This is a genomic window from Streptomyces sp. NBC_00271 (assembly GCF_036178845.1).
Taxonomy (GTDB): Bacteria; Actinomycetota; Actinomycetes; order Streptomycetales; family Streptomycetaceae; genus Streptomyces.
In genome coordinates this window covers 7075335-7090138 of sequence record NZ_CP108070.1, presented here as the reverse complement: position 1 = coordinate 7090138, position 14804 = coordinate 7075335, and the positions used below count along the sequence as shown (strand labels likewise).

Sequence of the window (14804 nt, the reverse complement as noted above, 5' to 3'; positions counted from 1 at the left end):
GTCAAGACGGCGTGATCCTCCGTGCGGCGGGAAGAGGCGTCGATCCTCGCACGGGTCTCCTGAGGTCGCGCAAGCCCCCTGTCGCCGTCATCGCTGACGGCACGCTCCTCAGGCGGTGTCCGGTATCGGGAGCGGCCGCTTCTCGATCGCCGCCGCCATCACCTCGGGAAACAGGTCGGGCGTACAGGCGAACGCCGGTGCGCCCAGCGCCGCGAGCGCCGCCGCGTGCTCACGGTCGTACGCGGGAGCCCCTTCGTCGGACAGCGCCAACAGCGTCACGAACTGCACCCCCGACGCCTTCATCGCCGCGACCCGCTTGAGCATCTCGTCGCGTATACCCCCTTCGTAGAGGTCGCTGATGAGCACGACCACCGTGTCGGCGGGCCGGGTGATCTGCGACTGGCAGTACGCCAGCGCCCTGTTGATGTCCGTACCGCCGCCCAACTGGGTGCCGAAGAGGACATCGACCGGGTCGTCGAGCTGGTCGGTCAGATCGACGACGGCCGTGTCGAAGACGACGAGCCGGGTGGCGATGGACCGCATCGACGCGAGGACGGCGCCGAACACGGAGGCGTAGACGACGGACGCCGCCATGGATCCCGACTGGTCGATACAGAGGACGACCTCCTTCTTCACGGACTGCGAGGCACGCCCGTAGCCGATCAGCCGCTCGGGCACGATCGTGCGGTACTCGGGCAGGTAGTGCTTCAGGTTCGCCGCGATCGTGCGGTTCCAGTCGATGTCGTGGTGACGGGGTCTGCTGATGCGCGTACTGCGGTCGAGGGCGCCGGTGAGAGTCGCCCGCGTGCGACTCGCGAGCCGCCTCTCGAGATCCTCGACGACCTTGCGCACGAGCGCCCGCGCCGTTTCCTTCGTCGTCTCCGGCATGGCCTTGTTGAGGGAGAGCAGCGTGCCGACCAGGTGCACATCGGCCTCGACCGCTTCCAGCATCTCGGGCTCCAGCAGGAGGGTGGACAGCCCGAGCCGGTCGATGGCGTCCCGCTGCATGATCTGCACGACGGACGAGGGGAAGTACGTCCGGATGTCCCCGAGCCAGCGCGCGACCGACGGCGCCGACGCCCCCAGCCCCGCCGAACGGTCCCGCCCCGACCGCCCCTTGCCGTCCTTCCCGTACAACGCGCTGAGCGCCCCGTCCATCGCCGCGTCCTGCCCCGCGAGCACGCATCCGGTGCCGTCCGCCTCCTCACCCCCCAGCACAAGCCGCCACCGCCGCAACCGCTCGCCGGCGGCGTCGGCGTCGGTGGGTCCGGTCGGACCGTTCGATCCGGTCGCTTCCACAGGTGCCGCTGTCATCGGACCACTCCCGCAAAGTCGTCGTCGTAGGCCTCGTCCAGCCCCAGCAGCAGGCTCAGCACCGGCAGGACCGCGTCGGCGCGCCCGAGGTCGAGGTCGGGCGCGAACCCGGGTATGCCGGAGGCGGCGGCCTCGGCGCTCCCCCGCGCCCCCGGGCCGCGCCGGACCAGCTCGCCCAGCGTCCTGCGCACCCCTGCCTCGTACGCCGAGAAGGTGCGCCGCAGCAGTGGCAGCACATCGGTGAACGCCTCGGCCGGCACCCCGGTCAGCCACGCGTCCACCAGACCGAGCAGCCGCTCGTCGTGCACGAGCAGCATCCCGCCCCCGGAGCCACCGCCGACGAACCCCTCGATCCACGCGGCCGCGTCCCCCGGCTCCGTGCCCGGCGACAGCACGAGACCCATGAGCCGCGCGGCCTCGTCCTGGCCCAACTCCCCGTCGTCCAGCAGCAGTCGTACCGCCCGCCCACGGATCACCCCCGGCACGGTGTCCCGCCCGGCCAGCACCCGGAGTACGGAGTGCCAGCGCTCGCGTATGCCGCCGGGGGCCGCCGTGCCCGGCTCCCCCAACAGCCCGACCGCTCCGTGCACCGCGTCCACATGGCGTCGCATGTGCTCGGCGGCCTCGGCGTCGATGGCCGCACAGGCCGGTGGGAGCCCGACGAAGATCCGCTCGGCGAGGCCCGCGGCGACGTCCGTGAGGGCGCGTGTGTCCGTGCCGCGCACATCGCCGTACCGCAGGGAGCGGACCAGCGCGGGCAGGGCCTGGGCGAGGTGGCCGACATCCGCGTCCAGCGCCGCCCGGTCGGCTAGAACCCGCATCACCACGGGCAGCGCGTCCGGGAGTTCGGCGAGCAGACAGCGCTCGGCCAGTGCCGTGACGTCGGCCAGGGCGTGCGCGGCGACGGCGTCCGCCTCGGCCTTGCCTGTCGCCGCCGACAGCACCGTCGTGCCCCAGACCCCGGCCTCGGCGACCCGCACGGACAGCTCCGGCTCCCAGCGCAGCCGCCAGGTCTCCCGGAAGGTGCCGGTGCTGCCGCGCGAGGCGGTGGGCTCGCCCCACGCGATACCGAGCAGCCGCAGCCGGTGCAGGAGTCTGCTCCGCCCGGCGTCGGTCTCCCCCCGCAGGTCCAGCTCCAACTCCCGCTCCATCGGCTCGGGTTTCAGTCGCAGCCGCTTCTGCGCACGCGCCAGGTCGCGCTGCAGCGGCACCGCGGGAGCGGACTGAGGCACCTCGCCCAGCACATCGCCGACCACGAGCCGGTCGTGCACGAGCCCCAGTGGCACGTCCGAGCCCTCGCACATCACGGCTCGTACGGCGTCGGTGGTCTCGGTCAGCCCAGGCAGTGGGCGACCGCGCATCGCGGCGAGGGTGTCGGCCAGCCGTACCGCCTCGATGACGTGCGCCGACGACACCATCCGGTCCTCGTCGCGCAGCAGCCTCGCCACCTTCGTCATCCAGCGCTCGACGGGACGGTCCGGGGCGGCGAACAGATGCCCGTACCAACCCGGCGAGTCGATGCCCGCGCCGTACCCGCTGACCCGCGACAGCCTCCGGTGCGTCCACGGCACCCACGTCATGTCGGCCTTGGCCTTGGGGAGCCCCTTGAGCAGGGCCCGATCGGCGGCCACGGTCGTCTTCTGCCGCAGCGCAGGCACGTGCCAGGCCCCGCACACCACGGCCACCTCGTCCCCGAACTCCCGCTGCGCCGCCCGCATCTGGAGCCGCATGTGCGCCTCGCGCACCAGGTCCCGGTCGTGTCCCCCGACCCCGTAGGCCTCCCGCAGTGCCCCCATCGCCTCCTCCAGCGCGGTGAACGGCGCGAACGGGTCCGCCCCCATCCCGGCCCCGCCCCGGTGCTCGACCACGTCCTCCCACCAGCGCTCGGGATCGTCGTGACCGGCCGTCTCCGCGAGTACGGCGAGAGGGTCGATCCGCACGCCCGCGTCGACGGAACGGTCGGACGCACCGGCCTCCTTCTCCCCCTTCTTCTCCCCCTTCTCCTCTTGCCCTTGCTCCCCCTCCGCCGTCCTCTCCTCCTCTTCGTTCCCCCACGCGAGCGTGTGGGTCGCCGGGAGGTCGATGAAGCGGGCCGGGACTCCGTGCTCCAGGGCCCACCGGATCGCCACCCACTCGGGGGAGAACTCGGCGAGCGGCCAGAAGGCGGAGCGGCCGGGCTCGTCCACGACATGGGCGAGGAGTGCGACGGGAGGACGCATGTCCTTCTCGGCGGCGAGCGGGATGAGCGCGTCCGCCTCCGGGGGTCCCTCGATCAGGACGACCTCGGGCGTCGCCGCCTCCAGCGCGGCCCGCACGGCGCGGGCCGACCCCGGGCCGTGATGCCGCACCCCCAGCAGCAACGGCCCCGCCGTGAAGGTCGTCATGCGCTCACCTCCCGGCAGGCCCGGTAGAAGTCCTTCCAGCCGTCCCGCTCGCGGACGACCGCCTCCAGATACTCCTGCCAGATGACCCGGTCGGCGGCCGGATCGCGGACGACGGCGCCGAGGATGCCGGCCGCCACGTCGGACGCGCGCAGGACGCCGTCGCCGAAGTGGGCGGCGAGGGCCAGGCCGCCCGTGACGACCGAGATCGCCTCGGCGGTGGACAGCGTGCCGCTGGGCGACTTCAGCTTGGTCCGCCCGTCGGCCGTGACCCCGTTGCGCAGCTCGCGGAAGACGGTGACGACACGGCGGATCTCGTCCATGCCCTCGGGCGCGGCGGGCAGGTCGAGGGACCGGCCGATCTGGTCGACACGCCGCGAGACGATGTCGACCTCCGCGTCCGCGCTCTCCGGCAGGGGCAGCACCACCGTGTTGAAGCGGCGGCGCAGGGCGCTGGACAGCTCGTTCACCCCGCGGTCGCGGTCGTTGGCGGTGGCGATCAGGTTGAAGCCGCGGACGGCCTGCACCTCCTGGCCCAACTCCGGTATCGGCAGGACCTTTTCCGACAGGATCGTGATCAGCGTGTCCTGCACGTCCGCCGGGATGCGGGTCAGCTCCTCGACCCGGGCCGTCATGCCCTCGGCCATGGCCCGCATGACCGGGCTCGGCACGAGGGCGTCCCGGCTGGGGCCGTGAGCCAGCAGCTGCGCGTAGTTCCAGCCGTACCGGATCGCCTCCTCCGGTGTGCCGGCCGTGCCCTGCACCAGCAGGGTCGAGTCGCCGCTGACCGCCGCGGCCAGGTGCTCGGACACCCAGGTCTTCGCGGTGCCGGGCACGCCGAGCAGGAGCAGGGCGCGGTCGGTGGCGAGCGTGGTGACGGCGACCTCGACGATGCGGCGCGGTCCCACGTACTTCGGTGTGATCACCGTGCCGTCCGGCAGCGTGCCGCCCAGCAGGTAGGTCGCCACCGCCCATGGCGACAGCCGCCAGCGGGCGGGCCGCGGCCGGTCGTCCTGCGCGGCCAGCGCGGCGAGTTCGGCGGCGAAGGCGTGCTCGGCATGTGGTCGCAGCGCCTCGCCCGCGCTCTCGCTCACGCCTTCGCCCAGGCCCTCGCTCACGGGCGGACGGACGGTCGTCGGTTCAACGGACGCAACGGGCACGGACATGGCTCGCTCCCCCTCCAGCTCGGCCGGTTCGGATCTGGTTCCACCGTGCACCACGCCACTGACAATGCGCTCTGACCTGCGCAAATATGCTCGCGAAGGTCGATTGTCAGTGGCGGGACCTACCTTCGATGACATGACTCAGCAGGGGGTGCGCTGGACGGCGGATCAGGTGCTGGCACTGGCGCCTGATGCCGCGTCACGTACGGCCGGCAGCAAGCTCGGCGCTGCCGGGCCGTGGTCGGAGGCAGGCAGTTCTGACGAGGGGACGGTATGGGGACTGTGCAGGGGAAGCGGCAGCAGGCCTTATCAGACGGTCATCGACATCGCGGACTCCACCGGGCCCGCGTACAAGTGCAGTTGCCCGAGCCGGAAGTTCCCGTGCAAGCACGCGCTGGGACTGCTGCTGCTCTGGGCGGGCGAGGACGGTTCGGTGCCGCGGGGGCCGGCGCCGGACTGGGCGGAGCAGTGGATGGAGGGGAGACGAGAGCGAGCGGGGGAGAAGGGGACGACGGGCGGGGGATCTGGGACGGCGTCACCGGGCGATCCGGAGGCGGCGCGGCGCAGGGCGCAGCGGCGGGCCGAGCGGATCACCGCGGGGGCGGCGGAGCTGGAGCAGCGGTTGGCGGATCTGCTGCGGGGCGGTCTCGCGTCGGCCGAGCAGGCGGGGTACGGGATGTGGGAGGAGACGGCGGCCCGCATGGTCGACGCGCAGGCGCCCGGACTGGCCGCGCGGGTCAGGGAATTGGGGGCGATTCCCTCCTCCGGGCCCGGCTGGCCGGTGCGGCTGCTGGAGGAGTGCGCGCTGCTCCATCTCCTCGACCAGGGCTGGCTGCGCCGTGAGCGGCTGCCGGACGACCTGGCCGCGACGGTTCGCTCGCGGGTGGGGCTGCCCGGTTCGGCGGACGGGCCACCGGTGCGGGACCGCTGGCAGGTCCTCGCCCAGTACGACACGGCGGACACCCGGCTCACGACGCGCAGGATCTGGCTCTACGGCGCGGAGACCGACCGCACCGCGCTGCTCCTTTCTTATGGGGCCGCCGGCCGTGCGCCGGAGCTGACCCTGCCGGTGGGGCTGGCCTTCGAGGCGGAGGTGTCCGCGTATCCGGGGGCCGGACAGCTCCGAGCGGCCCTGGGCGAGCGGTTCACGCCGCCCGCCCCCGCGCGGACACGTCCACCGGGGCTGACCGCCCCCCAGGCGGCGGCCCGCTTCGGCGAAGCCCTGCGGGCCGATCCCTGGCTCGACTCCCACCCGGTCACGCTGGCCCGGATGATACCCACCCCCGACGGCGACACCTGGCAACTGGCGGACGCCGAGGGCGACTTCGCCCTCCCGATCTCCTCTTCCCTTCTCTCCCGGCCCGGGCTGTGGCGCCTCGCCGCCCTCTCCGGCGGCGCCCCCGTCACGGTCTTCGGAGAGTGCGGCCACCGCGGCTTCACTCCCCTGACGGCCTGGCCGGAGGGCGACGGGGAGCCGGTGTCTTTGTGCTGACCACCGGCACCGCCCACACCACTGACACCACCAGCACCAGCACCAGCACCACTGTCACCGATCAAGCCATCAGCACCGCCTCCCCACGGAAAGGACGCTCATGAACACGACCTCCGCCTCCGCGGGCGCGCCCGTCGGAGGTTCCTGGGAGGAGCTCGTCACGATGGCCCTGCTCGGGACCGAGCGGCGCCCGCCTCCGGTCCGGGCCGCCGGGCGCGAGGCGCCGGTAGCCCTGCTGGACGCGGCCGCCGTGGAAACCCTGCGGCGGCGGGCCGGGGTGCGGGCCGCACGGGCGGCCGCCCGTCCCGAGCCCGCCGCGCCCGACCCACGACCGGTCCTCCCGCCCGCCGCGGCCCACCGACTCACGACGCTGCTGGCGGACCGGCCCGGCACGGGAGGCGGCGGCCGCCGGGGCACGGCGCCCGATCTCATGGAGCTGCTGCCGCAGTGGCTCGCGCTGGCGAACGCGCGGGGTTTCGCACCGCCCCCGGAAACGCTGCCCGCGCTCCTCGACGCCGCCCGCGGCCGTACGGACCTGCGGCCTGCGGCCCTGGCCTTCGCCGGGCCGCGCGCCCTGTGGCTCGCCCGGCTGAACCCGGACTGGCGCTTCGCCCTGCGGTCGCTGCCCGGCGGCGGCACCGCACTGCCCGGCCCGGATGACCCCGAGCGCGCGCGACAGCTCTGGCAGGAGGGTCTCTTCGCCGAGCGGGTCGCGCTGCTCACATCGATACGGGCCCAGGACCCCGGGGCCGCGCGCGAGCTGCTCGCCACCACCTGGGCGACCGAGCGGGCCGAGGACCGGCTGATGTTCCTCGACTCCTTGCGCTCCGGGCTGTGCGCGGCGGACGAACCGTTCCTGGAGCGGGCGCTCGCCGACCGGAGCCGCAACGTCCGGGCCACGGCGGCGGAGCTGCTGTCCGCGCTGCCCGGTTCGGCGCTCGCCGCGCGGATGGCGGCGCGGGCCGGCTCATGCGTGGCCGTCGACCGGACGCGGGGCACACCCTCGATCGTCGTCGAGGCGCCGCACGAGTGCGACGCGAGCATGGAGCGCGACGGTGTTGTACCGAAAGCTCCGGCGGGACGAGGGGAACGGTCGTGGTGGCTGGGCCAGTTGGTCGAAGCAGCGCCGCTCGGGACGTGGTCGCGACGGCTCGGCGGACGTACGCCGGAGGAGATCGTGGCGCTTCCGGTGGCGGACGACTGGCAGAGCGAGCTGCATGCCGCGTGGTGCCGGGCGGCGGTACGGCAGCGGGACCCGGGCTGGTCCCGGGCTCTCCTCGGCGCGCCGTCGGCTCCGGAGGCCGGCGGGCCGGGGGCGGTGTCGCTGGCGGAGCGGTCGAAACTGCTCGCCACGTTGGGCTCCGCCGAGCGGGCCGAGTGGGTGGCGGGGTTCATCGCCACGCACGGTTTGTCCGAGGCGTTCCAGCTGCTCGGGGTCTGCGCGGTGCCGTGGGCGGGGCCCCTGGGACGTGCGGTGGTCGACGCGCTCAATATCGCGCGGGACGCGGGGAGTTATCCATGGAGTTTCAGTGGGGTGATGGGGCTGGCCGAGCGGTGCCTGGATCCGACGGAGGCGGGGCGGCTGGAGGGACTCACGGCGGTCGCCGACGAGCCGGAGAACGCGGCGCCCGGTGCCGGTGGCTACTGGGCGGAGGCCTTCCAGCGCCTCGTCACCACCCTGCGTCTGCGCGCGGTGATGTCCTCGGAGCTGGATGGTGCGGAACCACGCTGACAGGAACGCCCCTTGAGGGGCGCGGGGAACTGGGCGACCAGCCCCCACCCACCCGCGGCCGCTCCACGAGCGACGGGGACCGCACCCCCGCCGGAGAGGTGCTACGCGCCGGCCGGCTGGCGCACGTTCGCCCGTACCCACTCCACGATCGACGCGGTCGTCGCGCCCGGCGTGAAGATCTCGGCGACGCCCTTCTCCTTGAGCGGCGCGATGTCCGCCTCGGGGATGATCCCGCCGCCGAAGACCTTGATGTCCTCCGCGTCGCGCTCCTTGAGGAGATCGATGACCGCGGCGAACAGTGTGTTGTGGGCGCCGGAGAGGATCGAGAGGCCGATCGCGTCGGCGTCCTCCTGGATCGCGGTGTCGACGATCTGCTCCGGGGTCTGGTGGAGCCCGGTGTAGATGACCTCCATACCGGCGTCGCGCAGCGCCCGCGCGATCACCTTGGCCCCGCGATCGTGGCCGTCGAGCCCCGGCTTGGCCACCACCACGCGGATCGGACCGGCTGCCACACCCATCACTGCCTCCATGAACGGACTTCATCGACCGCCCCGCACCGCACCGGCAGGGGAAGTGAACGAACGTTATCGTCAGATCCGTGCAAACCGCAGTTTCCCGCTGAAGACCGAGGGGGAAATCACACGGTGGGACACATTCGCCGCGCACCGCTCCGCGTTACTGCGGCACACGCGCCGCAGGGATCTGCGACGCGCGGGCCGTGGCCGGAGCCTGCGCAAGGAGAGCCGCCAGCAGGTGGCAGCACCGCCGTCGCATCACGGAGGCGCGACGGCGGTGCGGCGCACCGGCGGGAGCACGACGGCAGGGAATCCCGTCGCGTCACCGGCGCACCACACGCCACGGACGCACCGTCGGCAACCGCCCACGCCATCGCCACCGGCACCACCACCGCGGCTTTCCACGAGGGCACACGGGGGACAGAGCGGTCCCGCTGCGTGCCGACTGGAGGTCGGCCATGAAGGTCACCGGGGCTGAGTTGCCCTTTCTCCCTCTCCGTCAGCGCCTGCTGCCCAGCCGACTGACCGGGCTCTCGGTGGCCCTGTTGAAGGCGACGGCCCTGGAGATCGCCATCCTCGCCGGGCACCTCCTCCTCTATCCGTCCGGCATCACCCAGGAGCGCCGCGGCACCCCCGCGCTCCCCCCGCCCGACGCGCCCCGGCTGCCCACCGGGACCAAGCCGCCGGTCGTGCTGCTGCACGGCTTCATCGACAACCGTTCGGTCTTCGTGCTGTTGCGCCGCAACCTCGCCCAGCACGGCAGGCAGCACATCGAGTCGCTCAACTACTCGCCGCTGACGAACGACATCCGCGCCGCCGCGGAGCTGCTCGGGCGGCACATAGAGGACATCTGCGAGCGCACCGGGCGCGATCAGGTGGACATAGTGGGGCACAGCCTCGGCGGACTGATAGCCCGCTACTACGTTCAGCGCCTCGGCGGAGACCTGCGCGTCCGCACCCTGGTCACGCTCGGCACGCCACACGCGGGCACGAAGGTCATTCCACTGATGAACGCGCACCCGATCGTCCGTCAGATGCGTCCGGGTTCCGAAGTGATCGAGGAGCTGCGCAAGCCCGCGCCCGACTGCCGTACGCAGTTCGTGAGCTTCTGGAGCGACCTCGACCATCTGATGGACCCGCTGGAGACCGCCTCCATCGACCACCCGGACCTGCTCGCACAGAGCGTCCAAGTGAGCGGAATCGGACATCTCGCCCTGCCGGTCCACCCCGCGGTCGCCGCCGGGATACGACAGGCACTCGACTTCGAGGAGACACAGGCCCGCCCCGCCGCCGCGTCCGCCGCCGAAACCGGGGGTCTGACAGTGGCGTAACGCCTCCACAGAACACCCTCAACATCGAACGGCAATCGAACGCCAGGCCAAAGCCGTGCCCGCCCTCCCCCGAAACACGGCCGAATGCCCGTTTCCCGAGTGGAGGAAACCTGCGGAAGATTGTCGCGCCCGCGTACCGCCGGGTACAGTCACCGCACTGCTCTGCCAGCCCCTGTTGTCGAGGCGAAAGAGAAGTTGGTGAACGACCGTCACCCGTCGGGGACCGCAACGCCCCCGGCCCCGGCCTCCGATGCCGCCGCGGCGCCCTATGCGTCGTACGGTGGCCAGGAAGCCCAGTACGGCGACTTCACCTCGTACGACGGCTACGCCACCACCGGTACCTACGCGACCGGAAGCTTCGAGACCACGGGTTTCGAGACCTCGACCTTCGCGGCCGACCCTCTCTTCGGCGACATGTCGGGCGGCGGCGGCACGGGTTCGTACGACGCCACGCAGTGGGGCACCGACAGCCATCAGACGCCGCACTACGACCCGTACGCCGCACAGCACCAGGCCGTGTACGACACGGGTGCCTACGACACGACCGCCTGGGCGAGCGGATACCAGCAGCTCGCCGACATCCCCGCGCAGCACCCGGGCCCCGAAGGCACCGGCCAGTGGGACGCGGCCGCCTGGCTCCAGGCCGAACAGACCGGCCAGACCCAGCAGTGGACCGCGCACACCCAGGAGACGGGTGCGTACGACGCCACGCAGTGGAACACCGCGGGCGAACACGACCCGTACGACGGCTACGAGCAGCACCAGCAGGCCGAGTCGTATGAGCAGCAGCTCGCCGCCGAGGCCTACGAGCATCAGCCGGTGTCCGAGTCCGACGTGGACGACCCGCCCTTCGACCAGCAGGCGACCGCGACCTTCGAGCAGGTGTCGTACGAGGAATCCGGCGCCGCGGAGGACGAGTTCGAGGACGCCGGTGACGCGCAGGACGCGCCGCTGCTGGAGGACATGGAAGAGGTCATTCCGGCCCCCCGTGCCGCGAACCGGTCCGCGTCCCGTTCCCGGCGGCGCAGCCCGGCGAAGCGTTCTGCCTTGCTGACCGTCGCGGTGCCCTCGGCCTGTGTGATGGGGGTCGCGGGGATCGCCGCCGCCTCCGTGGGCACCATCGGCGGGAACGACAGCAAGGACAACACGACCCTCAGCGCGTCCGACGGGACCGCGGTGAAGCCGTCGGCCGCCAACAACAAACTGGACACCCAGCTCCAGAGCCTCGCCGCGGGCGCGGACGACTTCGCCGACCGGGCCAGCCGGACGCAGGAACGTATCGACCTCAAGGCTCAGCAGGCCGCCGAGAAGCAGAAGGCGGCGGCGGAAGCGGCTCGCAAGGAGCGGCTGCGGCCGAAGTTCGTGCTCCCGGTCACGCAGAAGGGCCTCAGCGCCTACTTCGGCCAGGCCGGCATCAACTGGATGTCCGTGCACACGGGCATCGACTTCCCGGTGTCGTACGGCACGCCGGTGATGGCCGCGACCGACGGCACCGTACGGACGCAGTGGAACAGCGCGTACGGGAACATGGCGATCGTCACCGCGATGGACGGCACGGAAACCTGGTACTGCCACCTCTCCAGCTACAAGGTGCCGTCGGGGACGGTCGTGAAGGCCGGGGACCAGATCGCGTTCTCCGGGAACTCCGGCAACTCGACCGGTCCGCATCTGCACTTCGAGGTCCGCCCCGCGGGCGGCTCGGCGATCGACCCGCTGCCGTGGCTGCGCAGCCACGGCCTGGACCCGACGTAACCCACCGGGCCTGGGGCCCGACGTAACCCACGGAGCCTCGGGCCCGACGTAACCCAGCGGCCGCTCACCCGACGACGTGACCGAATGCCGTCGCCGGGCTCCGAGCTGCCGCCCCGTGGAACTACAGCTTCTCCACCGGCGCGTACCGCAGCAGCAACCGCTTCGGCTTCGCCTCGCCGAAGTCGACCGTCGCCTCCGCGTTCGCACCCGTCCCCTTCACACCGACCACGGTGCCCAGGCCGAACTGGTCGTGAGTGACCCGGTCACCCACCGCGAGCGAGACCACCGGCTTCTCGGAGACCCCGCGGCGCGTCGCGAAGCCGGAGGCACCGGACGCCGCGGACCGCGAACGCGAGGACGACAGCGAGGCGGCCACACCGGAGACGGGCCCCGAGGGCACGGGAGCGGTCGCGCCGGTGCGCTTCCACTCCAGGTGCGTCTCCGGGATCTCCTCCAGGAAGCGGGACGGCGGGTTGTACGAGGGCTGGCCCCAGGCGCTGCGCATGGACGAACGGGTGAGGTACAACCGCTCCCGCGCGCGCGTGATGCCGACGTACGCGAGGCGCCGCTCCTCCTCCAGCTCCTTGACCTGTCCCAGCGCGCGCATGTGCGGGAAGACGCCGTCCTCCATGCCGGTGAGGAAGACGACCGGGAACTCCAGGCCCTTGGCGGTGTGGAGGGTCATCAGCGTGATGACGCCGTTGCCGTCCTCCTCGTCCGGGATCTGGTCGGAGTCGGCGACGAGCGCGACACGCTCCAGGAACGCGGAGAGCCCACCGGACGCCGCACCAGCACCAGCACCAGCAGCCGCCGCACCCGCAGCCGTGCCCGCACCCGTGCCTTCGCCCTCGCCGGTCTCCTGCTCGAACTCCAGGGCCACGGCGGCGAGCTCCTGAAGGTTCTCGATCCGGGTCTCGTCCTGCGGGTCGGTCGAGGCCTGCAGCTCGGCGAGATAGCCGGTGCGCTCGAGGACCGCCTCCAGGACGGTCGCCGGACCCGCGCCGGACTCGACGATCGTACGGAGGTCCTCCATGAGCGTGTTGAACCGCTTCACGGCGTTCGTCGACCGCGCCGCCATCCCGTACGCCTCGTCGACGCGGCGCAGCGCCTGCGGGAAGCTGATCTTCTCGCGCTGCGAGAGCGCGTCGATCATGGCCTCGGCGCGCTCGCCGATGCCGCGCTTGGGAACGTTCAGAATGCGGCGCAGCGGAACCGAGTCCTCGGGGTTGGCCAGGACCCTGAGGTACGCGAGGACGTCACGGACCTCCTTGCGCTCGTAGAAGCGGACGCCGCCGACGACCTTGTAGGGCAGGCCGACGCGGATGAAGATCTCTTCGAAGACGCGGGACTGTGCGTTCGTCCGGTAGAAGACGGCGACGTCACCCGCCCTGGCCTCGCCCGCGTCGGTGAGACGGTCTATCTCGTCGGCGACGAACTGGGCCTCGTCGTGCTCGGTGTCGGCGACATAGCCGGTGATGTTCGAACCGGCGCCCGCGTTGGTCCACAGGTTCTTGGGGCGGCGGGACTCGTTGCGCTCGATGACTGCGTTCGCGGCGGTCAGGATCGTCTGGGTGGAGCGGTAGTTCTGCTCCAGCAGGATCGTCGTCGCGTCCGGGTAGTCCTCCTCGAACTGGAGGATGTTGCGGATGGTCGCCCCGCGGAAGGCGTAGATCGACTGGTCGGCGTCGCCCACGACGCACAGCTCGGCGGGCCCGAGCTCGCCCTCGGTGGGCGGCGCTTCCTCGGGCCGGTCACCGGCGGCCGGGCCGACGAGCTCCCTGACCAGGGCGTACTGCGCGTGGTTCGTGTCCTGGTACTCGTCGACCAGGACGTGGCGGAAGCGGCGCCGGTAGTGCTCGGCGACGTCCGGGAAGGCACGCAGCAGGTTGACCGTGGTCATGATCAGGTCGTCGAAGTCGAGCGCGTTGGCCTCGCGCAGCCGCGACTGGTACATCGCGTAGGCCTGGGCGAGGGTCTTCTCGAAGCCGTCGGCGGCCTGGACGGCGAAGTCCTCCTCGTCGATCAGCTCGTTCTTCAGGTTCGAGATCTTGGCGCTGAAGGACTTGGGCGGGAAGCGCTTGGGATCGAGATCCAGATCACGGCAGACGAGCGCCATCAGACGCTTGCTGTCGGCGGCGTCGTAGATCGAGAACGAGGAGGTGAAGCCGAGCTTCTTGCTCTCGCGGCGCAGGATCCGCACACACGCGCTGTGGAAGGTCATCACCCACATCGCGTTCGCGCGCGGGCCGACGAGCTGCTCGACGCGCTCCTTCATCTCGCCCGCAGCCTTGTTCGTGAAGGTGATCGCGAGGATCTGGCCGGGGTGGACATGGCGCTCGCCCAGCAGATGAGCGATGCGGTGCGTGAGCACCCGGGTCTTGCCGGAGCCCGCGCCGGCCACGATGAGCAGCGGGGAGCCGGAGTGCACCACGGCCGCGCGCTGGTTCTCGTTCAGCCCGTCCAGCAGGGCCGCCGGGTCCACGGCGGGGCGGGGCGCGCCGTCGCGGTAGTAGGCGTCCCGGCTCGCGGGCACGTCGAAGCGGCCGCCGAACAGGTCGTCCGGAAGCGGCTCCGGCGCCCCGTCCTCGGGCGGCGGGGGCTCTTCCTCGTGGGCCCCGGAAGGCTGGAGGTCCGCCAGAAAGCTGTCATCAAAGAGGCTGCTCATCGCTCTCCGAGTCTAGGCGGCCCCACTGACAACCCGCGGCCACCCTGGAAACCCGACCGGTTTTTCCGCGACCGCGCATGATCTTTTTCCGTCGCTCCTTCCACCGCGGACGCCGTCACCGTTCAGGATCGCTTCATCACGGTCAGCCACGGCCAATGACCCCCGAGGTCAAGGTCACGAAAATGTATCGGGCATATCGCACATCAAACTTCACAGAACACTTATGAGTTGGCTAGCGTGCCGGGCAGGCCGCTCGACCCAACCGGCGAACACCGCCGGGCCGTGCGGCCTCCGCCGAGTCCGGTGCGCCGTACGGCAGCCGGAGCCGGGGACCCAACCGACCTTGGGGTGAATCGGTCCAACTGTCCACTGGGACAAGGACCGTAGGGCAAACCTTCCGGAATCACCCGCCCGAACCCGACAGCTAACTCGGTAGGCGGAAGACGGAAGGAGTCGCCT

9 protein-coding genes and 1 riboswitch are annotated in these 14804 nt (G+C 71.8%); of the genes, 4 read left to right on the top strand and 5 right to left on the bottom strand.

The features are described from left to right. Window positions 1-108 precede the first annotated feature (108 nt). The 3 genes from OG798_RS32350 to OG798_RS32340 are packed head-to-tail and all read right to left on the bottom strand — an operon-like array spanning window position 109 to window position 4861. On the bottom strand, window positions 109-1314 hold the full coding sequence (locus OG798_RS32350; RefSeq protein WP_121415294.1) for a VWA domain-containing protein: 1206 nt from the start codon (window positions 1312-1314) through the stop codon (window positions 109-111). Next, a complete protein-coding gene (locus OG798_RS32345) occupies window positions 1311-3698 on the bottom strand; it encodes a DUF5682 family protein (RefSeq protein WP_328758095.1) in 2388 nt (795 codons plus the stop codon). Before OG798_RS32345 ends, OG798_RS32350 begins: the two co-directional genes overlap by 4 nt. Continuing rightward, complete coding sequence (locus OG798_RS32340) at window positions 3695-4861, bottom strand: ATP-binding protein (RefSeq protein WP_095853030.1); 1167 nt, start codon at window positions 4859-4861, stop codon at window positions 3695-3697. The genes OG798_RS32345 and OG798_RS32340 overlap by 4 nt, the downstream gene beginning before the upstream one ends. Window positions 4862-4994: 133 nt before the next feature. Between OG798_RS32340 and OG798_RS32335 the strand changes: the two genes are divergently transcribed. Both OG798_RS32335 and OG798_RS32330 read left to right on the top strand, forming a co-directional pair. Beyond that, on the top strand, window positions 4995-6350 hold the full coding sequence (locus tag OG798_RS32335; RefSeq protein ID WP_097225032.1) for an SWIM zinc finger family protein: 1356 nt from the start codon (window positions 4995-4997) through the stop codon (window positions 6348-6350). A 100-nt stretch (window positions 6351-6450) separates the two neighbouring features. Next, the gene (locus OG798_RS32330) at window positions 6451-8082 is read left to right on the top strand and encodes a DUF5691 domain-containing protein (protein WP_267062636.1); all 1632 of its coding nucleotides are present in this window, start codon (window positions 6451-6453) and stop codon (window positions 8080-8082) included. 101 nt (window positions 8083-8183) lie between these two features. On the opposite strand, the gene OG798_RS32325 is transcribed toward OG798_RS32330, so the two are convergent. Further along, window positions 8184-8600: a cobalamin B12-binding domain-containing protein gene (locus OG798_RS32325; RefSeq protein WP_067366859.1), complete on the bottom strand. Its 417-nt coding sequence runs from the start codon at window positions 8598-8600 to the stop codon at window positions 8184-8186. Window positions 8601-9055: 455 nt separating this feature from the next. Here OG798_RS32325 and OG798_RS32320 point away from each other — a divergent pair, with 455 nt between their 5' ends. Then, on the top strand, window positions 9056-9928 hold the full coding sequence (locus tag OG798_RS32320; protein ID WP_095853033.1) for an esterase/lipase family protein: 873 nt from the start codon (window positions 9056-9058) through the stop codon (window positions 9926-9928). Between the two features lie 84 nt (window positions 9929-10012). Beyond that, window positions 10013-11680 carry a M23 family metallopeptidase gene (locus tag OG798_RS32315; RefSeq protein WP_413253576.1) on the top strand — a complete coding sequence of 556 codons (1668 nt, stop codon included), beginning with the start codon at window positions 10013-10015 and terminating at the stop codon, window positions 11678-11680. Window positions 11681-11801: 121 nt separating this feature from the next. Here the strand turns inward: OG798_RS32315 and pcrA are convergent, their stop codons facing one another. Beyond that, window positions 11802-14345, bottom strand: a complete 2544-nt coding sequence (pcrA, locus tag OG798_RS32310) for a DNA helicase PcrA (RefSeq protein WP_328758093.1) — start codon at window positions 14343-14345, stop codon at window positions 11802-11804. A 282-nt stretch (window positions 14346-14627) separates the two neighbouring features. Further along, window positions 14628-14799, top strand: a riboswitch (cyclic di-AMP (ydaO/yuaA leader). The last annotated feature ends 5 nt before the right edge of the window (window positions 14800-14804 follow it).